A 20,346-nucleotide genomic window follows, 5' to 3' on the forward strand; every position below is an offset into this window, starting at 1 on the left:
TCATTAAAAAATAGCATATTAACTATAAACATTATGCTTATATGAGCTTATCAAAACAGCCCGATGGAATGGTCATGACCCAGGCCCGACACCCCGAGAGACTCAGAGCCTTCATAGGCGCCCTGGCGGAATTGATCGACGCCAACCCGCGTGAAGGCGACCTGCTGCACCGTGGCGGCAAGCTGCTGGCGCAACTGGTCAGCCATGATGACTGGCTCCCCGATGAATTCGCCCAGCCCAACCCCGAGCGTTACCAGCAATTTCTGCTGCATGCCGATTCGCGCCAGCGTTTCAGCCTTGTCAGCTTTGTGTGGGGGCCGGGGCAAAGCACGCCGATTCATGACCATCGGGTGTGGGGCCTGATCGGCATGTTGCGCGGCTCGGAGTTTTCCCAAGGCTTTGCCCGTGCGCCCGATGGCAGCCTGGTGGCCGAAGGCAAGCCCATTCAACTGCTGCCGGGCCAGGTCGAGGCGGTGTCGCCCAAGATTGGCGATATTCATCAGGTCAGCAATGCCCACAGCGATCAGGTATCCATCAGCATTCATGTGTACGGCGCCAATATCGGTGCGGTGCGCCGTGCGGTGTATCAGCCCGACGGTAGCGAAAAACAGTTTATCTCTGGTTATTCGAACGCCTATCTCCCGAACATCTGGGACTTGTCCAAAGAAAAGAGCCCTGCCCTATGACCACCGTATCGACCCGCAGCTTTGCCCAGATTCGCCAGGCCCTGTTGGACCATGAAGAAGTCGCGCTGATCGACGTGCGCGAGGAAGCGCCGTTTGCCGAAGCCCACCCGCTGTTCGCCGCCAATATCCCGCTGTCCAAGCTGGAACTGGAGGTGTATTCGCGCATTCCACGCCGCGATACCCAGGTCACCCTGTACGACAACGGTGAAGGGCTGGCCAGCCGCGCCGCCGAACGCTTGGTTGCGCTGGGCTATACCCACGTGAGTCTGCTTGAGGGTGGGCTGGACGGCTGGCGCCAGGCGGGTGGTGAGCTGTTTATCGACGTCAATGTACCGAGCAAGGCTTTTGGCGAACTGGTGGAAAGCCAGCGCCATACGCCGTCCCTGGCCGCCGAAGAAGTCCAGGCCCTGCTCGACAGCCAGGCCGATGTGGTGGTGCTCGACGCCCGCCGTTTCGACGAATACCAGACCATGAGCATTCCCACCGGCATCAGCGTGCCAGGGGCCGAGTTGGTGTTGCGCGCCCGTGAGCTGGCACCGGACCCGGCCACGCGCATTATCGTCAACTGCGCCGGGCGCACCCGCAGCATTATCGGCACCCAGTCGTTGATCAATGCCGGCGTAGCCAACCCGGTGGCAGCGTTGCGCAACGGCACCATCGGCTGGACCTTGGCCGGGCAAAAACTTGCCCATGGGCAAGCACGCCGTTTTGCGCCGACCTCGGAAAAACATCGCCAACGTGCCGCCGCAGATGCACGCCGTGTGGCCGACAAGGCCCGCGTCGGCCGCGCCACCCTCAGCGATCTACATCACTGGCAGCAGGACACTACGCGCACCACCTACCTGTTCGATGTGCGCACCCCGGAAGAATTCGAAGCCGGCCACCTGCCGGGCGCACGCTCCACACCCGGCGGGCAACTGGTGCAGGAAACCGACCATGTCGCCAGCGTGCGCGGGGCGCGCCTGGTGCTGGTGGATGACGACGGCGTGCGCGCCAATATGTCTGCGTCCTGGCTGGCCCAATTGGGTTGGCAGGTGCACGTGCTGGACGACCTGCAAGCGGCGCATTTCAGCGAACGCGGTGCGTGGGTCGCGCCGGTGCCCGCGCCGCCCCAGGCCGAACTGATCAGCCCCCATACCCTCGCCGACTGGCTCGGCCACGGCGACACTGTGGTGCTGGACTTCACCGCCAGCGCCAATTACGTCAAACGCCATATCCCCGGTGCCTGGTGGGCCCTGCGCGCGCAATTGCCCCAGGCCTTGGCCAAGGTGCCGAGTGCCCAGCGTTACGTACTGACCTGTGGCAGCAGCCAGTTGGCGCGCCTGGCGGTGGCCGAAGTCGAGGCCCTGACCGGCAAGCAGGTGTTCCTGTTGCAGGACGGCACCGCCGGCTGGATCGCCGCGCAGTTGCCCTTGGAGGAAGGTGAAATCCACCTGGCCTCACCGCGTATCGACCGCTACCGCCGCCCCTACGAGGGCACCGACAACCCACGGCAAGCCATGCAGGCTTATCTGGATTGGGAATTCGGCCTGGTCGCGCAACTGGCCCGCGACGGCACCCATGGTTTCTATGTGATCTGACTCATTGCTGCACCGTTCCCCGGACATCCGACCCCTTCTCCAGGCGGAGGTATCTCCCTTTACTCAACGCCTGGAGTTTGCCCCATGCCGTACGCCACCCCATTCAAACGCCTGCTGCTGGGCACTGCCCTGGCCCTCGGCCTGTTTTCCAGCGTCCAAGCCGCCGACCTGCAACCGCTGCGCGTGGCCAACCAGAAATCCACGATCAAGGCGCTGCTGGAAGCCTCTGGCGAAACCCAGAACGTCCCCTACGAAATCAAGTGGTCGGAATTCCCCTCCGCCTCGCCGCTGGGCGAAGCGCTGAATGCCGGCGCCGTGGATGTCGGCGCCCTGGGTGACGCACCGTATGTGTTCGCCCTGGGTGCCGGCGCGTCGCTCAAAGTGATCAGCATCATCCATGCGCAAGGGCGTAATACCACCGCGCTGCTGGTACCCAAGGACTCACCGATAAAGACCGCGGCCGACCTCAAGGGCAAGAAAATCGTCACCGGCCGCGGCTCCATCGGGCATTACCTGGCGATCAAGGCCCTGAACGATGCCGGCCTGAGCACCCAGGATGTGCACTTCATCTTCCTGCTACCCGCCGAATCGCGGCTGGTGCTGGACAACGGCACCGCAGATGCCTGGGCGACATGGGACCCGTACACCACCGTGGTCACCTCACAGAGCAACGCCCGCGTATTGGTCAGCGGCAAAAACCTGTTGAGCAATCACCTGTACTTCGCCGCCACCCGCCAGGCCATTGCCGACAAGCGCGTGCAACTGGACGACTTTGTCGCGCGGGTTGACCGCGCTTACGCCTGGGCCAACACCCACCCCGATGAATACGCCGCCGCCCAGGCCAGGATCACCGGCTTGCCGTTGGCCGTGCACATCGAAGTGGCCAAGGACACCCAGCTGTCCCCGGTCGCAATAGACGACACGGTGATCCACGGCCTGCAAGCCACCGCCGACACCTATGTCAAAGAAGGACTGCTGAGCAAGCACATCGACGTCTCCCAGGGCTTCGACGAAAGCTTCAACGCCAAGCGTACCCGCCTCGACCAAGCCTCGCGCTAAGGAGCAGAACATGAGCAAGCCACGCCAATTGAAACTCGGTGCCATGGTCCACGGTGTCGGCCACGGCTGGGGCGAATGGCGCCACCCGCAGGCGCAACCCAACGCCAGTACCGACTTCGGCTTCTACAAGCAGCAGACCGAACTGGCCGAAGCGGCGCGCTTTGATTTCGTGTTTATTGCCGACAGCCTGCATATCCACGCCAAGTCCAGCCCCCATTACCTCAACCGCTTCGAGCCGCTGACCATTCTGTCGGCCCTGGCCGCACTGACGACGAACATCGGCCTGGTCGCCACCGTGACCGTCAGCTACACCGAGCCCTATCAGGTGGCACGCCAGTTCGCCTCGCTGGACCACATCAGCGGCGGCCGCGCCGGGTGGAACGTGGTCACCTCATGGCTCAGTGGCACGGCGGATAACTTCGGTAAAGCCGAACACCCGCCCCATGCAGTGCGCTACCGCATCGCCAAGGAACACTTGAATGTGGTCAAGGGCCTGTGGGACTCCTGGGAAGACGACGCCTTTGCCTACAACAAGCACAGTGGCGAATTCTTCACCCCCGGCAAGTTGCACGCGCTCAACCACAAGGGCGAATTCTTTTCGGTCAAAGGCCCGCTGAATATCGCGCGTTCACGCCAAGGCCAACCGGCGATCTTTCAGGCCGGCACCTCGGAGGATGGGCGTAACTTTGCCGCTGAACACGCCGATGCGATTTTCGTGCATGTGGAGCACATCGATGAGGCCAAGGCCTACAGCGCCGACTTGAAGCGCCGCGCCAGCGGCTTTGGCCGCGACGCCGACAGCCTGTCGATCCTGCCGGGTATCCGCCCGATTGTCGGGCGCGATGCCGCCGAAGTGGAAAGCCGCTACCAGCAAGCGGTGGCGCTGGTCACCGTGGAGGACGCCATCGTCGCCCTCGGCCGGCCGTTCAATGACCATGATTTCAGCCAATACCCGCTGGATGCGCCCTTCCCCGAACTCGGCGACCTGGGTTCCAACAGCCAGAAAGGCGGCTCCGAGCGCATCAAGCAATTGGCCCGGGATGAAGGCTTGACCCTGCGCGATGTAGCCCTGCGCTTTTCGCGACCCAAGCGCGACTTTGTCGGCACCCCGGAGCAGGTCGCGGATGCCATCCAGCGCTGGTTCGAGAGCGGCGCCAGCGATGGTTTCATCATCAACTCGGTACTGCCCGATGGTTTGCAGTACTTCACAGAACTGGTGGTGCCGGTTTTGCAACGGCGCGGCTTGTTCCGAACCGAATACAGCGGCCACACGTTGCGCGACAACCTCGGCCTGGATGTGCCAGCGAACCGCTACAGCGTCGTTGAAGCCGCTGAAAAAGCCCTGGCCTGAACACTCTCCCTGTGGGAGGAGGCTTGCTCCCTCCCACATTTGACCGAGTACATACTGATGACTCAATCGTCTCTACGGGCTGTGGAAGCCGTCGATTTCGACACCACGCTCGACCGACTCAGCCTCCAGCTGGCCAGCACCGCTCACCTGTACGACGCAAGCGGCGCCTTCCCCCACGCCAACTTCAACCTGTTGCACCAACACGGCCTGGTCGCCCTCACCGTGCCCAAGGCCCTCGGTGGCGGCGGTGCCAGCCTTGCCCAGGCGCGCAAGGCCATCAGCGCGATTGCCAAGGGCGAACCGTCCACGGCGCTGATCCTGGTGATGCAGTACCTGCAACACACCCGCCTGCAAGACAGCCACACCTGGCCGGCACACCTGCGCGTTAAAGTCGCCGAAGACGCAGTGCGCAACGGCGCGCTGATCAACGCCCTGCGTGTCGAACCAGACCTGGGCACGCCCGCCCGTGGCGGCTTACCGGCCACCACGGCGGTACGCACCGCCGACGGCTGGCGCATCAGCGGGCGCAAGCTCTACTCCACCGGCAGCCATGGCCTGAGCTGGTTCAGCGTGTGGGCACGCAGCGATGACGAAGACCCGCTGGTAGGTGCCTGGCTGGTGCCCAAGGACAGCCCCGGCGTAAGCATCATCGACACCTGGGATCACCTGGGCATGCGCGCCACCTGCAGCCATGAGGTGGTGCTCGATAACGTGCGGGTGCCGCTGGACCACGCCGTCAGCGTCAGCCCCTGGAGCGCGCCGCAGCCGGAACTGGATGGCGATGGCTTGCTGTGGATGTCAGTGCTGCTGTCGTCGGTGTACGACGCGGTGGCCCAGGCGGCACGGGACTGGCTGGTGAACTGGCTGGAGGAACGCAAGCCGTCCAACCTCGGCGCAGCGCTGTCGAGCTTGCCGCGTTTGCAGGAAACCGTCGGCCATATCGACACCTTATTGTTCGCCAACCGCAGCCTGCTCGACGCCGCCGCCGATGGCCACACGCCTGCCGCCAATGCCGCGCAGGTGAAGTACCTGGTGACCGGCAACGCGATCCGTGCGGTCGAGCTGGCCATCGAAGCCTCGGGCAACCCCGGCTTGTCACGCCATAGCCCACTGCAACGGCATTACCGCGATGTGCTGTGCAGTCGGGTGCACACCCCACAGAACGACGCCGTGCTGCAAGGCGTGGGCAAAGCCGTGTTCACCCAACGCCAGAAGGAACGCACATGAGTCAGGTGATTATTGCCAGCCAGTTGGACGAAGACTTCAACCAGGTGATCCGCGAGCGCCTGGCGCCGCTGCACCCCGCGGCCCAGGTGATCGGCGTGCCGGTCGGCGTGCCCAGCGACCTGCCGCCCCAGGCCAATATCCTGCTGCTGCGCCCGATCAACGTGCGCGGCTACACCGCCCCCGATACCCCGCCACCGGGCTGGCCCTATGGCGCGCAATGGGTGCACCTGGTGTCGTCGGGCATCGACTTCTACCCGCAGTGGCTATTCAACGGCCCGCCCGTGACCACCTCCCGGGGCAGCGCCGCCGACAACCTGGCCGAGTTCGCCCTGGCGTCGATCTTTGCTGCGTCCAAGCACTTGCCGGATATCTGGGTAAAGGATTCGCAGTGGAATTTCACCGCCCTGCGCCCGCTCAAGGGCACCACCCTGGGCATCCTAGGCTTTGGTGCGATTGGCGCAAGCCTGGCGCAAAAGGCCCTGGCCCTGGGGATCGAGGTCGTGGCGCTCAGGCAAAGCCAGGCACCCTTTGAGGTTGACGGTGTGCAAGCGGCCAGGGATATCCACGACCTGTTCGCCCGCGCCGACCACCTGGTACTCGCCGCGCCCCTGACCGAAGCCACGCGGCATATCGTTGATCGCAAGGTACTGGCCAGTGCCAAACCGGGACTGCACCTGATCAATATCGCGCGCGGTGGCCTGCTGGATCAGGAGGCACTGCTGGAGGCACTGGATAACGGCCAGATCGGCCTGGCCTCCCTCGACGTCACCGAACCAGAACCACTGCCGGACGGGCATCCGTTGTATACCCATCCGCGGGTGCGCTTGTCGCCGCACACCTCGGCGATTTCCACCCGCAGCCAGCATGAAATTGCCGATACGTTCCTGGCCAACTTGCAGCGTTACATCGAGGGGCTTGCACTGCTCAACTTGGCGAATGCCAGCCCGCGCAGGTGATCTTCGTTCAGCAGCCTGCGGCCAAACGCTCACGCAAAAACTCCACCAACGCCTGCACCGGCCGTGAACTCTGCCGGTGCTGCGGGTACACCGCCGACAAGGTCAAGGCTTCTGGGGCAAAGTCTTCCAACACTGCCACAAGGCGCCCGTCCTTCAAGGCATCAGCGACGATAAACGTCGGCAGGTACGTCACCCCCAACCCGGCAATGGCCGTGTCACGCAACAGTTCGCCGTTATTCACGCGCATCCGCCCAGTGACATTCAACACTTGCAACTTGCCCTTGAAGCGCCACTGCACCTGGCGCCCATGCCCGTAGGGCAGGCAGTCGTGCGCGGTCAAATCCTCGGGTTTCAACGGTGTACCCCGCAGCGCCAGGTAATCGGGGCTGGCGCAATACACCCGCTGCACACTGGCGATCCGCCGAGCAATCAAGGTGGAATCCTCCAGGGTGCCGATGCGCAGCACCAGGTCATAGCCCTCGCCGATCAGGTCCACCGGGCGGTCGCTGAGATCGACTTCCACCGAAACCTGCGGATAACGTTGCAGGAACAACGGCAACAAACAACTCAGGTGAGCCATGGCAAACGACAGCGGCGCGCTGAGACGCAGGGTGCCACGCGGCTCGCTGTTCTGGCCGGCGATGCCCTGCTCCACTTGCTCGACATCACTGAGCAGGCGCAAGGCGGATTCGTAGTAACTCTGGCCCAGTGGCGTGACATCCAGGCGCCGCGTGGAGCGGTTGAGCAGGCGCACGCCGAGGCGCTCTTCGAGCTGGATCAGGCGGCGGCTGACAAATTGCTTGGACAGGCCCAACTGCTCGGCGGCGGCGGTGAAACTGCCGGATTCCATGACCTGGCAGAACAGGCGCATGTCTTCAAAGGGGTTCATTGTCGCTTCTCGGTGGACGATGGGCTGATTTATAGCGGGGTCAGAGGCACAGCACAAACCTAATGTGGGAGGGGGCTTGCTCCCGATGGCGGTGCACCAGTCAAAAATGCCGTGACTGACACACCGCCATCGGGAGCAAGTCGAATCGTCGCACCGCCCCTCCCACATGGGATTACCTACAGGTTTGAGAACCGGTTACTTGGCCGTGAACGCCGAGTAGCTGTTCATCAGGTTGCGATAGTTGGGGATGCGCGGCGACAGCAGGTTGGCCAGGCCTTCCATGTCGTTGCGCCAGTCGATCTGCAGTTCGCAGGCCACCGAGAACCAGTTCACCAGATGGGCGCCGGCAGCGCTCATGCGTGCCCAGGAAGCACGTTGCACGGCTTCGTTGAAGGTCCCCGAGGCATCGGTGACCACAAATACCTCGAAGCCTTCAGCCAATGCCGCCAGGGTCGGGAAGGTCACGCAAACGTCGGTCACCACGCCCGCAATGATCAACTGCTTGCGACCGGTGGCCTTCACGGCCTTGACGAAATCTTCGTTGTCCCAGGCATTGATCTGGCCTGGGCGCGGGATGTACGGCGCATCCGGGAACAGTTCCTTGAGTTCCGGCACCAGCGGGCCGTTGGGGCCGGTTTCAAAGCTGGTGGTGAGGATGGTCGGCAGCTTGAAGAACTTCGCCACGTCGGCCAGGGCCAGTACGTTGTTCTTGAACTCGTTAGGGGAGAAATCCTGTACCAGGGAGATCAGGCCGGTCTGGTGATCGACCAACAGTACGACTGCTTCGTCTTTGTTCAAGCGCTTGTAAGTCATGGGGTAACTCCTTTGGTTTCTGGATTAAAAGGCAAAGCAGGAGCAGCCGAACGCGCCCCAGAAGCCCTGGAAGTCGCTGACCGGCACGCTGGAAAGACGCGCTTTTTCATGGCTGTGGGAATGCACGCCACAGGGGCCGCTGCATTGATGGACCTGGGCTTGCAATGGCGAACTGGGGCGCCAGTGCCCCGGCACCTTGACCACCGGCGACCAGTCCGGCAGCACCGGTACCCGTGGTGGTGCGAAGTCTTCGAAGTCGCCGGCGCCGTATACGACCTTGCCGCCGACTACGGTCAGCACCGACTCGATCCACTTGATCGCCTCTTCATCGACGCTGAAAAAGTCCGCCGATAACGCGGCCACATCCGCCAACTGGCCGACCTTGATCTGGCCTTTCTTGCCCTGCTCGGACGAGAACCAGGCGCTGCCGTGGGTGAACAACTCCAACGCGGTGAGGCGTGGCAGACCTTCGGCATGCAGCTCCAGCCCGCCGACGGTGCGCCCGCTGACCATCCAGTACAGCGAAGTCCACGGGTTATAGCTCGAGACCCGCGTGGCATCGGTGCCCGCCCCCACCGGTACGCCTTCGGCGAGCATGCGCTTGATCGGCGGCGTGGCTTCGGCGGCCTTGGCGCCGTAGCGCTCGACAAAGTATTCACCCTGGAACGCCATGCGATCCTGGATCGCAATGCCACCACCGAGGGCGCGTACGCGTTCGATATTCTTCGGGGTGATGGTTTCGGCGTGGTCGAAGAACCATGGCAGGCCGTTGAAAGGAATGTCGCGGTTGACCTTCTCGAACACGTCGAGCATGCGCGAGATCGACTCGTCGTAAGTGGCGTGCAGGCGGAACGGCCAGCGCTGTTCCACCAGGTGACGGACCACCGGCTCCAGCTCCTGTTCCATGGTCAGCGGCAGGTCGGGCCGTGGTTCGAGGAAGTCTTCGAAATCCGCCGCCGAAAACACCAGCATCTCGCCGGCGCCATTGTGGCGCAGATAGTCATCGCCCTGATGCAGAGTGACGCTGCCGGTCCAGTTCTTGAAGTCGCTGAGTTCTTCCTTGGGCTTCTGGGTGAACAGGTTATAGGCGATGCGCACCGTCAACTGTTGATCCTTGGCCAGTTGCTCGATCACCGCGTAGTCGTCAGGGTAGTTCTGGAAACCGCCACCGGCATCGATCGCGCTGGTCAAGCCCAGGCGATTGAGTTCACGCATGAACTGGCGGGTGGAGTTGACCTGGTATTGCAGTGGCAGTTTCGGGCCCTTGGCCAAGGTCGAGTACAGAATCATCGCGTTAGGCCGCGCCACCAGCATGCCGGTGGGGTTGCCGTGGCTGTCGCGCACGATCTCGCCGCCCGGCGGGTTCGGCGTGTCCTTGGTGTAGCCGGCCACGCGCAGCGCCGCACGGTTGAGCAAGGCGCGGTCATACAGGTGCAGCACGAACACCGGGGTGTCCGGCGCGGCCTGGTTGAGTTCTTCAAGGGTTGGCATGCGTTTTTCGGCGAACTGGAATTCGTTCCAGCCGCCAACCACCCGCACCCATTGCGGCGTGGGAGTGCGGTCAGCCTGGCCCTTGAGCATGCGCAAGGCATCGGCCAGGGAAGGCACGCCTTCCCAGCGCAGTTCAAGGTTGTAGTTCAGCCCGCCACGGATCAGGTGCAGGTGCGAGTCGTTAAGGCCGGGGATCACCGTGCGGCCTTTGAGGTCGATGACCTGGGTGCCGCTGCCGCGCAGGGCCATGGCCTCGCCGTCCGTGCCGACAGCGACGAAGCGCCCGTCGTGGATGGCGACAGCGGTGGCGCGTGGGTTTTCCCGGTCCACGGTGTGGAACTGGCCATTGAACAGAATCAGATCGGCGTTCATAGGGTTTCCTTTACAGAGGCTTGAAGCCAGGGGGCGAACAGGCGGGTGGCCGCGGGCATCAGCAGGTAGACCACCAGCAACACAATGGTCAGGGTGACCAGGAAGGTGGAGACCACGTAGTTGGACAGGAACGGGTGCAAGCGCAGGATCGGTCCCCAGATAAAGGGCAGGAGCAGGGTTTGCGGCAGAATCACAAACAGGCTGACCACCGCCTGCTTCCAGCGCGGCGGCGGCGCAGCGCCGTCGGCCTGGGGCGCGAACCAGAACTCATTGACGGCGCCGATTTCAGTCTGGTCGCCGTCCGCCAGCATCGGCACGGCTTCGTCGATCAGGGCTTGGCGCTGGGGGGAGTCGAGCCACAATTCCAGGGCGTCCGTGGAGCGGTAGCGCAGTACGCAGGTGAACAACGCCATGCCGTTCTGCTGGCTACGCACCACATCGACGCCGAGATGACCTGGGCGCTCGCCGGCGATGCGCACGATGCGGCGTAGCCAGGCTTCGTATTCAGTTTCGCGACCCGGTTTGACCCGGTGCTTGACGACCAGGGTGACGACTTCGTCGGGGCTGGTTTTGGGTGTTGGGTCCATGGTTGGGTGACTCCCCCGCAGGATTGAGCGATAGGAGAAGTTTGCCGGGCTGGGGGGGCGGGGAATTGGATGTATGTGCTGTTTGGGTTTCTTGGAGAGTGGGTCTGTACTCGGTCAAAAACCCAACATCCTTCCAGGCAGTCAGTTAGCCGCCGCCATATACTCCACAATCCTCGCCCGTAACCAGCGCTCCGCGGGGTCATTGTCATGCACCCCACTCCACACCATCGATAACTCCGCCGCGTCAATCGCAAACGGCGGGTCTTCTGCGCGCAAGCGGGTGCCTTCGGTCAATGCGCACGCCGCGTAATCCGGTACGGTGGCGATAATCTGCGTGCCCGCCAGCAACGCGCGCAACCCGCTGAACTGCGGCACGGCCAGCACTACCCGCCGCGAGCGGCCGATGCGCGCCAGGTCGAGGTCGATATTGCCGCTCAAGTCCCCTGAAAACGACACCATCGCATGGGGCCTGGCGCAGTAGTCATCCAGGCTCAGCGGCGCCACGCCGTCATCGCCGCGCAGCACCTTGCAGGGGATGTCCCGCAGTTTTTTGCGCTTGGCATTCGCCGGCAGTTCGGTGGTGTAGCTGACCCCCACCGAGATCTCGCCGCTGGCCAGCAGCGCCGACATCAACAGGTAATTGGCCCGGCGCACCACCACGATGATGCCCGGTGCCTCTTCGCGCAGTTGACTGAGCAACGACGGAAACAGCCCGAACTCGGCGTCATCGGACAGGCCGATGCGAAACACCGCACTGCTGCTGGAAGGGTCGAAGTCCTTGGCGCGACTGACGGCGCCGGAGATGGTGTCCATGGCCGGTTGCAGCTCCTTGAGTATCGCCACCGCACGGGGCGTGGGTTCCATGCCGCGACCGTTGCGCAGCAGCAACGGGTCGTCGAACAAATCGCGCAAGCGGCCTAACGCGGCACTCACCGCCGGCTGGCCCATAAAGAGCTTCTCGGCCACCCGAGTCAGGTTTTTCTCGAACATCAGTGCTTCGAAAATCACCAGCAGGTTCATGTCGACGCGGCGCAGGTCGTTGCGGTTCATGGCGGTTTCCACACAGTTTCCAGACAGCCAGGGAAGCATGCCCGGAACGCCTGCGATTGCATGGCTGTGCTGTCATTTTCAGCCCCATAACTGGAGAAATTAACAACGATTAACTCGTCAGCCCGGCGGTCCGGCGCCAAGAATGGCGGCGTCTACACTGCATCCATCCACCGGGAACGCTCCCATCGACTAAGGATATTTGTCATGGCCCGACTCGAGCAATATGCCCCGCGTTTGTCCGCCACCGGTGGCCTGTGCCCACGGCGCGAGCGAATCGCCAAGCAACTGATCCTCGCCAACCTCGGCGAAAGCCTGGCCATCGCCGACCTGGCCCAGGCCTGCGCCTTGTCGCGCAGTCATTTTTCCCGCGCATTCAAGTGCACTACCGGCCTGTCGCCCCAGGATTGGATTCGCCAGCAGCGCATCCAGCGCGCCAAGGAGTTGATCACCGGTTCGTCCATGAGTCTCACGCAAATCAGCCTGGAATGTGGTTTCTGCGACCAGGCGCACTTCTGCCATATGTTCACGCGCAGCGAGGGTGTGAACCCGATGACCTGGCGAAACCACCAGTCGCGTCACAAACCTGAGGTAATCGCCGCCTAGTGGTCTTCTCGCACCTGGAATATGCTGGCCCATCCCTGTATCCAGAACCCGGGCAGCCATGACTGACTTGAGCGACCAGGCCGTGCACTTCGGCCCCTATCGCATCCACCCGCGCCAGCGCCTGGTGCTGGAGGCCGGTCGCCCGCTGCGCCTGGGGCGGCGTGCGGTAGATATTCTGCTGGTCTTGCTGGAGCACGCCGGCAATGTGGTGAGCAAGCAGGAGCTGATCGCGCGGGTATGGCCCAAAACCGTGGTGGAAGACGGCAATCTTCGGGTGCACATGGCAGCCTTGCGCAAGGCACTGGGTGATGGCCAGGCCGGGCAGCGCTATATCGTCACGGTCGCCCAGCGCGGCTACAGTTTTGTTGCCCCACTGAGCATCGAACCGATGACGCTACCCACAGGCGGTATGCCTCAACGCCCAAGCCATAACCTGCCGCTGCGACGCACACGAATGATCGGTCGCCAGGCCCTGATCGACACCCTGGTGCAGCAACTGCCGCAGCAGCGTTTTATCACCCTGACCGGCGCCGGTGGCATCGGCAAGACCACCGTCGCCCTGCGTGTCGCCGAGTTATTGATCGGGCATTACCGCGACGGTATTCACCTGCTGGACCTGGCGCCGCTCAGTACGGCATCGATGATCCTGCCCAACCTCGCCGCCCTGCTCGACCTTACACTTGGCGAGAATGCGCCGCTGGCCAACTTCGCCCGCAGCCTGCAGGCGCGCCAGATGCTGCTGGTGATCGACAACTGCGAACACCTGCTTGACGACATCGCCCTGATCAGCGAAACCCTGTTGCGCCATGCACCCCATCTGCACATCCTCACTACCAGCCGCGAAGCCCTGCGCGCCGAAGGTGAATATGTGCAACGCCTGGAACCGCTGGCCTGCCCGCCTGCCACCGGCAACCGTGCCCAGGCCCTGGGTTACCCGGCGATGCAATTGCTGATCGAGCGGGCCATGTCCCATCAGGACAACTTTGCCCTCAGCGAAGCTGAACTGCCACTGGCGATTGATATCTGCCAGCGCCTGGACGGTATTCCCCTGGCGATCGAACTGGTGGCCGCGCAAATCGAGCGATTCGGCTTGCAGGCGCTGCTGGTGCAGATGGAGGACAACTTCCGCCTGCTGGCCCGCGGGCGGCGCAGCGCCCTACCCCGCCAACAAACCCTGCGGGCGACCCTCGACTGGAGCTTTGACCTGCTCACCGAGTGCGAAAAAACCTGCCTGCGCCGCCTCGCGGTCTTTCGCGCAGGCTTCAGCCTGGTCAGTGCCGCGGCGGTGATCACCGGGGAAACGATCGCCCCCGCCGAGGTGCTGGGCTCCATCACGCAACTGGTGGCCAAGTCACTGTTGAATGTGGAAGCCGGTGATGACGAGATGGTGTATCGCCTGCTGGATATCACCCGCACTTATGCCCTGGAAAAGCTCAGCCTCGCCGCTGAACTGGCAGCCACGCGAGAGCGCCACGCAGCCCGCTGCCTGGCGTTGATGGAACAGGCCCAGGCCGACTGGGAGCTGCTTGCCACGCAGCCTTGGATCGACCGTTATGCGCCGCTGCGCGAGGACGTACGCGCCGCACTCGACTGGGGCTTTGCCGAAGATCGCGGGCACTTGCTGGCTATCCGCCTGACGGTCAGCGCGATGCCCCTGTGGCAGGAATTGTCATTGCTGCGTGAACACGGCGGCTATGTGGACACGGCATTGGCGCTGATAGGCCAGGTCAACACCCCCTGCACCCAATTGACCCTGCAACTGCAATTGGCGCTGGGCAGCCTCTCCTACCACGCCATGGGTGCTGCGCCCCAAACCATCGCGGCCTTTGTCAGTGCCGAACGCCTGGCCGAGGCGCGCCAGGACCTTGCTGGCCAGTTGCGTGCGGTCTCCGGGCATATGGCCGTGAACCTGTGTGCCGGGCGCTACGCTCAAGCGCTGCAGCAGAGCCTGCAGTTTGCTCGCCTCGACCCGCGCACCGAACCGCTGCTGGACCTGAGCGCCCAGCGATTGCGCGCGCTGGCCCAGCATTACACCGGAAACCAGGCGCTCGCCCGACACAATGCCGAGCAAGTGCTGCAGCGCATGAGTCACAGCGGCCATGTGAACCGGTTCGCCCACGGCGTCGGCGTGCAATACGACCAAAGCGTCGCGTCCCTGACCCTGCTCGCGCGGATCCTGTGGCTGCAGGGCCTTCCCGATCGCGCCTGGCGCACCGCCAGCCAGGCGCTGGAACTGGCACTGCAGATCAATCATGGCACGTCGATCTGCTACACCCTGGCCCTGGCCGGGGTGGTGATCGCCCGTTACAACGGCGCCGAACACGAGGCACAAACCCTGCAAAGGCGACTGCTTGAGGAGTCGCACAAGCATTCAGCGCAGTTGTTCCAGACCTGGGCCGGGCATTACGCCGGTATCCTCGGCAATCAGCATTTGCAGGGCCTGGGCCTGATTGAGGACACCCTGATCACATTGGGTGCCGACGAAGTCGATGACGCAGCCTTCGAGCGCGCACGCAATGGCTCTGCGGGTTGGTGCGCGCCGGAAATCCTGCGGGTCCGCGCCGAGCAGTGGGTGCACCAGGGCGACAGGCTCGCCGCTGAACCCCTGCTGCTCGAAGCCCTGGGCGTGGCGCATCAGCAAGGTGCCCTGGCCTGGGAGCTGCGCTGTGCGACTTCCCTGGCACGACTTTGGTGCCAGCAGGGGCGCCTGCAGGCCGCCCGGGATCTGCTGGGCTCGGTCTACGGGCGTTTTACCGAAGGATTCGCCACCCAGGATTTAATCCGAGCACGCCGCCTGCTCGACCAGTTGCAGGACAAACGGCCGGCCTGAAAACACGCCCATGCATTGCCCATAGCCCTGCTGTAAGCGCTCGACCTGACGCGGGTCACGCAGTTGCGCCAGGGCGTAGCTGCGCACGCAGTTGAGCAGGCGATAGCGGCGCTGCGGGCCCAGGCCAGGCTCGACGTTCAATAGAGAGACATTGACCAGGCGCGCCAGCAGATAGGCCAGGTCGGCGTGCTCAAGCTCGGTACCGCTTACCAGGTCGCTCAAGGTAGGCAAGGTCACCGCCATCTTGAACAAACCCAACTGCAGGAACAGCCAGCACTCCGGCAGGCTCAGGCGTTCGTAGCTCCAATCCAGGGCAGCGGCCAGTGAACGATGATGTTCCACCGCCGTACGGCGCCCACGGGTCAGCACCTGCAGCCCCGTGCGCACTTGCCTCTGCACACCGCCAATGCCCAACGCGTCGACCTGGGCTGCCGCCAGTTCAAGGGCCAGCGGGATACCGTCCAGGCGCGAACAAACATCGCGTATCGCTGCCAGGTCCTGGCGCCTCAATACAAAACCCTGCTGACTGGCGCGTACCCGTGCGACGAAAAGTTGTACCGCAGGACAGCCCATCACCTGCTCGACACTACTTAACGCCGACGGTGACGGCACGGCCAATCGCGGCACACGCAGCACCCACTCACCAGGGGCCAGCAAGGCTTCGCGGCTGCTGACCAGCACGCTGACGCCGGGCGCCCGTTCGCGCAATGCGCGCACCAGCTTGCGACAGGCACCCAGCAGCAGGTCGGCACCATCGAGTACCAGCAGCAACTGACGCGAGGCCAGTCGGCGGCACAGCTCATCAAGGCTCTGGCAGGCCTCCAGCTGAAATACCGTGGCCAGCGTGCCGAGCAGTTCGTGTGGCGCCTGCATCGGGGTCAAATCGACCCACCACACCCCGTCGCAATAGCGTGGCAACACGCGCTCGGCCACGGCCAGGGCCAACGTACTTTTGCCAATGCCGGCTACCCCGGTGAGCGTCAACAGACGGTGCCCGGTCATGCGCCGCACCAGCATGCCCACCAGTTCATCGCGACCGCATACCGGGCTGAGCCGCGCAGCCAGGTTGTGTTGGGGCAGCAGCGCCGGCTGCGTGCCTTGCACGGGCGCGACGAAGCAGTAACCGCGCTGGGGATGATTGAGGATCAAGCGTCGCCCGTCGAGGGCACGTCGCAACGCCGCTATGTGCACGCGCAGGTTATTGTCTTCGACCACACTGTTGGGCCAGACCCGCTCGATCAACGTGGCCTTGCTGACGAACTGCCCGGGCGCCTCGAGCAATACCGCGAGAATATCCAAGGCACGTCCGCCCAGGGGCACCGGCCAGCCCGCCTTGCTGACCAGGCGCTGTTGCCGATGAAAGGTGTAGGGGCCGAAATTCACCGCGGCACAATTTTGCATGTCCGTAACAGCGCTGGAACACCCGTGCTTGAGTGCCTGCGCATCCTTTTCCATGGGCTCGACGCTATCTTGCCAGTTGGCGATATCAGGACAATGCCGACACGGGGAGCAATACGGACAATCGAGTGCCCCAGACGGACATTGTGTTGTTAACTGAACTGTTGTCGGTACTGGGTGGGGTTCAGGCCGAGCTTTTCACTGAACAGAAAGCGCATATGCCTCACGCTACCAAAACCTGCGTGAAATGCCACGGTCTTGAGCGGCAGGTCGGTGGTTTCCAACAGTTGCCGGGCACGGTCGATGCGTGCGCCCTGCAGGAAAACCATCGGCGTCATCTGCACGTCCTTGGCGAACAGACGCGCAAAATGCCGTGCACTCATGCCAGCCAGTTCGGCCATGGACTCGATGGTAAAGGGTTGATCCAGATGCGCCAGCACGTGGTTCTGCACGCGGGTGATCGCGGTTTCCTGAGGCGCCACGGCAGCGGTCATCGGGCTGAACTGGGCCTGGCCGCCCTGGCGCTTCATCACCACCAGCAACACCTTGGCCACGTCCACCGCCACTTGCTTGCCATGGTCCTGGGCGACCACCGAGAGGGCCAGGTCGATACCGGCGGTGACGCCGCCCGAGGTGATCAGGCGCCCGTCCTGCAGGTAGATGCGATCGGTCTCGACGATGGCGTTGGGGAACGCCTTGATCAACCGCTCGGTGTAATGCCAATGGGTGGTCACACGGTGGCCATCGAGCAAACCGGCATGCCCGAGCACAAAGGCGCCGGTGCAGATCGAGCCGAAACGCCGTGCGCGTGGCGCAGCGGTTTTCAGCCAAGGCAGCAACGCAGGATGGCATTCGTTATAGGCGCCCGGGCCGCCTGGCACCAGCAGCAGGTCGTAGGCGGCCTGGGCCTGGTCCAACTGCAGGTCGGTCTGGACCCTCACGCCGTTGGAGGCCCGCAATGGACCGGGCTCAGTGCCGAGGGTGAGGATTTGATAGTGATCGGCTGCGGGCAGGTAGCGGTTGGCAATCGAAAACACCTCCAGCGGCCCGGCCATGTCGAGCAGCAGGAAGTCCGGAAACAGCGCCATGGCCACGGTTTTCATAAGCGGGAATGTCCATCGAGCAGGAATGCGGCGGGCATTATGGCACGTCTTTCAATGTCCACCTGAGAGAGACAGTTATTCAATTTTCACCTTCTTAATGAATATATGGATAACCATTAATCTTCTTCTCACGCAAGCGCACTGCATCTCGCAACCCGCGCTCACTTGAGGACTGGACCATGCTGACCCTTCGCAAAGCTTCCGAACGCGGCGCCGCCAATCACGGTTGGTTGAAGTCGTTCCACACGTTCTCCTTCGCCAGCTACTGGAACCCCAAGGAGCAGGGTTTTTCCGACCTGCTGGTGATCAACGATGACCGCGTCGCCGCCGGCAAAGGTTTTGGCCAGCACCCGCACCGCGACATGGAGATTTTCTCCTATGTGCTCGAAGGCGCCCTGGAACACAAGGACACCCTGGGCACCGGCTCGGTGATCCGCCCTGGCGATGTACAGCTGATGAGCGCCGGCAGCGGCGTGGCCCACAGTGAGTTCAACCATAGCCAAAACCGTGGGGTGCACTTCCTGCAAATCTGGATCGTGCCCGATGAAACCGGCGCCAAGCCACGCTATCAGCAGGAGCACTTCAGTGAAGCGCAGAAACGCGGGCGCTTGCAGTTGATCATCTCGCCGGATGGCGCCAATGGCTCACTGAAGGTGCGCCAGGATGCGCGGGTGTATGCCGGGCTGTTCAACGGTGATGAAAGCACCCGCCTGGAGCTCGCGCCGGATCGTTATGCCTACATCCATGTGGCGCGGGGCAGCGTTGAACTCAATGGCCAGCGCTTGCAGGAAGGTGACGGCGCCCGCCTGCGCGATGAGCGCCAGATTCGCCTCAGCCATGGCGAGGACGCCGAGGTGCTGGTGTTTGACCTGCGCCCACAGGAGTTGCCGCACATGCCGTGACGGCCTGATTGATGGCCCGGTGAGACGGGCCATCGCTGGCGTCGATAGTCACCATCAGCGCAATGAAGTTCTCTTAAAAAATCCAACGCGTAACATCAAACCCATGCCAAACGGCACCCAACTAAAACATTCGGAGCACATCACCATGTAACGCCAACTCTTGCTTAGCCTCGCTTTCTCGGTACTCGCTGCCAACGCTTTTGCCCACCCGGTTGTCGCTGAAGGGGGTGCGGATCGCCTGATAGAAACCCGTGTTGCCGAAGGTGGCGCCGATCGCTTGCAGGAACGTGGCCTGGCTGAAGGCGGTGCTGATCGTCTGCAAGAACGCGGCCTCGCTGAAGGTGGTGCTGATCGTCTGCAAGAACGCGGCCTGGCTGAAGGTGGTGCCGAGCGTCTGCTGAGCACCCACGTATAACCCCGCGCTGTCGGCGGGACACCCCAAACCGGCCTGATCAGCCGGTTTTTTTTCGACTGCGATTTGCATCTACACAATGCTGTAACGGCCACCGTAACCACGATGCGCAGCGAGCCGCTGTAAGAGCGGAACCAATAGCGGCCGTTACCGCAGAAATGGATATGTACTCGAACCAACGCAAGATCCTGGTCGCCTGTCAGGCCGCCTTCGCGAGCAAGCCCGCTCCCACATTTGGATCGCAGGGCATCAGCTAGTAGGTCTGCGACTAATACAGCCGTCGTCACCTTCATCCCTGAACAATCAGGAATTTCTTGCGATACGCCGCCGGCAACATCCCCACCCGTTGCTGAAACAGGCAGCGAAACGAGTTGCTGTCTGCGGCTTGCACTTTTCGCATGCAATAAGTCATTTGTGCACCTTCCTTAGCCGACTCCACGCCCTTACAGTGCTGCCATTGATCAACTGTCTGGCGTCTTTAATGAATCTCTGGTTTCGATTACTGCATATGCTCCTGCGTCGCCCCTGGCGCAAACCGGTACATGGTCTGGACACCACCGTGGTGCGCATGCGGGTCTGGCCGCTGGACCTGGACCTCAACCGGCATGTCACCAACGGCCGGTATTTCACCCTGGCGGATGTGGCGCGCATGGATTTTGTCTTGCGCACTGGCGCCTTCCGCGTGGCGCTGCGCCACAAGGCAATGCCGATCGTGGGGGATACCTGGGGTAAATTTCGCCGGGAATTGAAGCTATTCGAGGTGTTCGACGTGCACACCCGCATGCTCGGCTGGGACCACAAGTGGAGCCTGATGGAACACCGTTTCGTCAGTAATGGCCGGGTGGTCGGCGTGGTGGTGATGCGCGGGCTGTTTCGCTCTGCCAAGGGCACCCTGCCCCCGGCCGAATTTGTACGGGAGCTGGGCTTGGATGAGACCTCGCCAGCGATGCCGCAATGGCTGAGTGACTGGGCGCGCAGTTGCGATGAAATGAGTGTGCAACTGCGGGAAGAGGAACAGCTTTAGGGCAACACCGCAC

At 63.0% G+C, this 20,346-nt stretch carries 18 protein-coding genes; 10 read left to right on the forward strand and 8 right to left on the reverse strand.

The window, feature by feature from the left end; genetic code table 11:
* Window positions 1-74 precede the first annotated feature (74 nt).
* The 6 genes from FRT59_RS20465 (at window position 75) to FRT59_RS20490 (ending at window position 6,859) form a co-directional block, all read left to right on the forward strand.
* Window positions 75-686, forward strand: coding sequence for a cysteine dioxygenase family protein (locus FRT59_RS20465; RefSeq protein WP_153838342.1), 612 nt, complete (start codon window positions 75-77; stop codon window positions 684-686).
* Window positions 683-2,266, forward strand: coding sequence for a rhodanese-related sulfurtransferase (locus tag FRT59_RS20470; RefSeq protein ID WP_153872203.1), 1,584 nt, complete (start codon window positions 683-685; stop codon window positions 2,264-2,266). Before FRT59_RS20465 ends, FRT59_RS20470 begins: the two co-directional genes overlap by 4 nt.
* A gap of 84 nt (window positions 2,267-2,350) precedes the next feature.
* The gene (locus FRT59_RS20475) at window positions 2,351-3,325 is read left to right on the forward strand and encodes an ABC transporter substrate-binding protein (RefSeq protein ID WP_153872204.1); all 975 of its coding nucleotides are present in this window, start codon (window positions 2,351-2,353) and stop codon (window positions 3,323-3,325) included.
* 10 nt (window positions 3,326-3,335) lie between these two features.
* Window positions 3,336-4,676, forward strand: a complete 1,341-nt coding sequence (locus tag FRT59_RS20480) for an LLM class flavin-dependent oxidoreductase (RefSeq protein ID WP_153872205.1) — start codon at window positions 3,336-3,338, stop codon at window positions 4,674-4,676.
* Between the two features lie 57 nt (window positions 4,677-4,733).
* Window positions 4,734-5,903, forward strand: coding sequence for an acyl-CoA dehydrogenase family protein (locus tag FRT59_RS20485; protein ID WP_153872206.1), 1,170 nt, complete (start codon window positions 4,734-4,736; stop codon window positions 5,901-5,903).
* Entirely contained in the window at window positions 5,900-6,859 is a 960-nt protein-coding gene (locus tag FRT59_RS20490) for a D-isomer specific 2-hydroxyacid dehydrogenase family protein (protein ID WP_153872207.1), read from the forward strand. Before FRT59_RS20485 ends, FRT59_RS20490 begins: the two co-directional genes overlap by 4 nt.
* Window positions 6,860-6,866: 7 nt before the next feature.
* Here the strand turns inward: FRT59_RS20490 and FRT59_RS20495 are convergent, their stop codons facing one another.
* From FRT59_RS20495 to FRT59_RS20515, 5 genes are all read right to left on the reverse strand, one after another.
* Complete coding sequence (locus FRT59_RS20495; RefSeq protein WP_034120076.1) at window positions 6,867-7,748, reverse strand: LysR family transcriptional regulator; 882 nt, start codon at window positions 7,746-7,748, stop codon at window positions 6,867-6,869.
* 195 nt (window positions 7,749-7,943) lie between these two features.
* A complete protein-coding gene (gene ycaC / locus FRT59_RS20500; RefSeq protein ID WP_034120078.1) occupies window positions 7,944-8,561 on the reverse strand; it encodes an isochorismate family cysteine hydrolase YcaC in 618 nt (205 codons plus the stop codon).
* A 24-nt stretch (window positions 8,562-8,585) separates the two neighbouring features.
* Window positions 8,586-10,424 carry an amidohydrolase gene (locus FRT59_RS20505; protein ID WP_153872208.1) on the reverse strand — a complete coding sequence of 613 codons (1,839 nt, stop codon included), beginning with the start codon at window positions 10,422-10,424 and terminating at the stop codon, window positions 8,586-8,588.
* On the reverse strand, window positions 10,421-11,011 hold the full coding sequence (locus tag FRT59_RS20510; RefSeq protein ID WP_153872209.1) for an antibiotic biosynthesis monooxygenase: 591 nt from the start codon (window positions 11,009-11,011) through the stop codon (window positions 10,421-10,423). The genes FRT59_RS20505 and FRT59_RS20510 overlap by 4 nt, the downstream gene beginning before the upstream one ends.
* Window positions 11,012-11,152: 141 nt before the next feature.
* Entirely contained in the window at window positions 11,153-12,061 is a 909-nt protein-coding gene (locus tag FRT59_RS20515; protein ID WP_153872210.1) for a LysR family transcriptional regulator, read from the reverse strand.
* Between the two features lie 204 nt (window positions 12,062-12,265).
* Between FRT59_RS20515 and FRT59_RS20520 the strand changes: the two genes are divergently transcribed.
* Together FRT59_RS20520 and FRT59_RS20525 are read left to right on the forward strand one after the other, a co-directional pair.
* Window positions 12,266-12,664 carry a helix-turn-helix domain-containing protein gene (locus FRT59_RS20520; RefSeq protein ID WP_034120082.1) on the forward strand — a complete coding sequence of 133 codons (399 nt, stop codon included), beginning with the start codon at window positions 12,266-12,268 and terminating at the stop codon, window positions 12,662-12,664.
* Window positions 12,665-12,722: 58 nt separating this feature from the next.
* Window positions 12,723-15,494 (forward strand): ATP-binding protein, encoded by a 2,772-nt coding sequence (locus FRT59_RS20525; protein ID WP_153872211.1) that lies wholly within the window; start codon window positions 12,723-12,725, stop codon window positions 15,492-15,494.
* On the opposite strand, the gene FRT59_RS20530 is transcribed toward FRT59_RS20525, so the two are convergent.
* Entirely contained in the window at window positions 15,441-16,949 is a 1,509-nt protein-coding gene (locus FRT59_RS20530; protein ID WP_153872212.1) for an ATP-binding protein, read from the reverse strand. The two genes, FRT59_RS20525 and FRT59_RS20530, sit on opposite strands and share 54 nt — an antisense overlap.
* A 95-nt stretch (window positions 16,950-17,044) precedes the next feature.
* Window positions 17,045-17,995: a GlxA family transcriptional regulator gene (locus FRT59_RS20535; protein WP_153872213.1), complete on the reverse strand. Its 951-nt coding sequence runs from the start codon at window positions 17,993-17,995 to the stop codon at window positions 17,045-17,047.
* A 179-nt stretch (window positions 17,996-18,174) separates the two neighbouring features.
* On the opposite strand from FRT59_RS20535, the gene FRT59_RS20540 reads away from it, so the two are divergent.
* A complete protein-coding gene (locus tag FRT59_RS20540; protein ID WP_153872214.1) occupies window positions 18,175-18,897 on the forward strand; it encodes a pirin family protein in 723 nt (240 codons plus the stop codon).
* A gap of 121 nt (window positions 18,898-19,018) precedes the next feature.
* Here the strand turns inward: FRT59_RS20540 and FRT59_RS20545 are convergent, their stop codons facing one another.
* Window positions 19,019-19,381 (reverse strand): hypothetical protein, encoded by a 363-nt coding sequence (locus FRT59_RS20545; protein WP_153872215.1) that lies wholly within the window; start codon window positions 19,379-19,381, stop codon window positions 19,019-19,021.
* 409 nt (window positions 19,382-19,790) lie between these two features.
* On the opposite strand from FRT59_RS20545, the gene FRT59_RS20550 reads away from it, so the two are divergent.
* Window positions 19,791-20,333: an acyl-CoA thioesterase gene (locus tag FRT59_RS20550; RefSeq protein WP_034120087.1), complete on the forward strand. Its 543-nt coding sequence runs from the start codon at window positions 19,791-19,793 to the stop codon at window positions 20,331-20,333.
* The last annotated feature ends 13 nt before the right edge of the window (window positions 20,334-20,346 follow it).

The sequence above is a fragment of the Pseudomonas haemolytica genome (assembly GCF_009659625.1).
In the GTDB taxonomy this organism is placed as follows: Bacteria; Pseudomonadota; Gammaproteobacteria; order Pseudomonadales; family Pseudomonadaceae; genus Aquipseudomonas; species Aquipseudomonas haemolytica.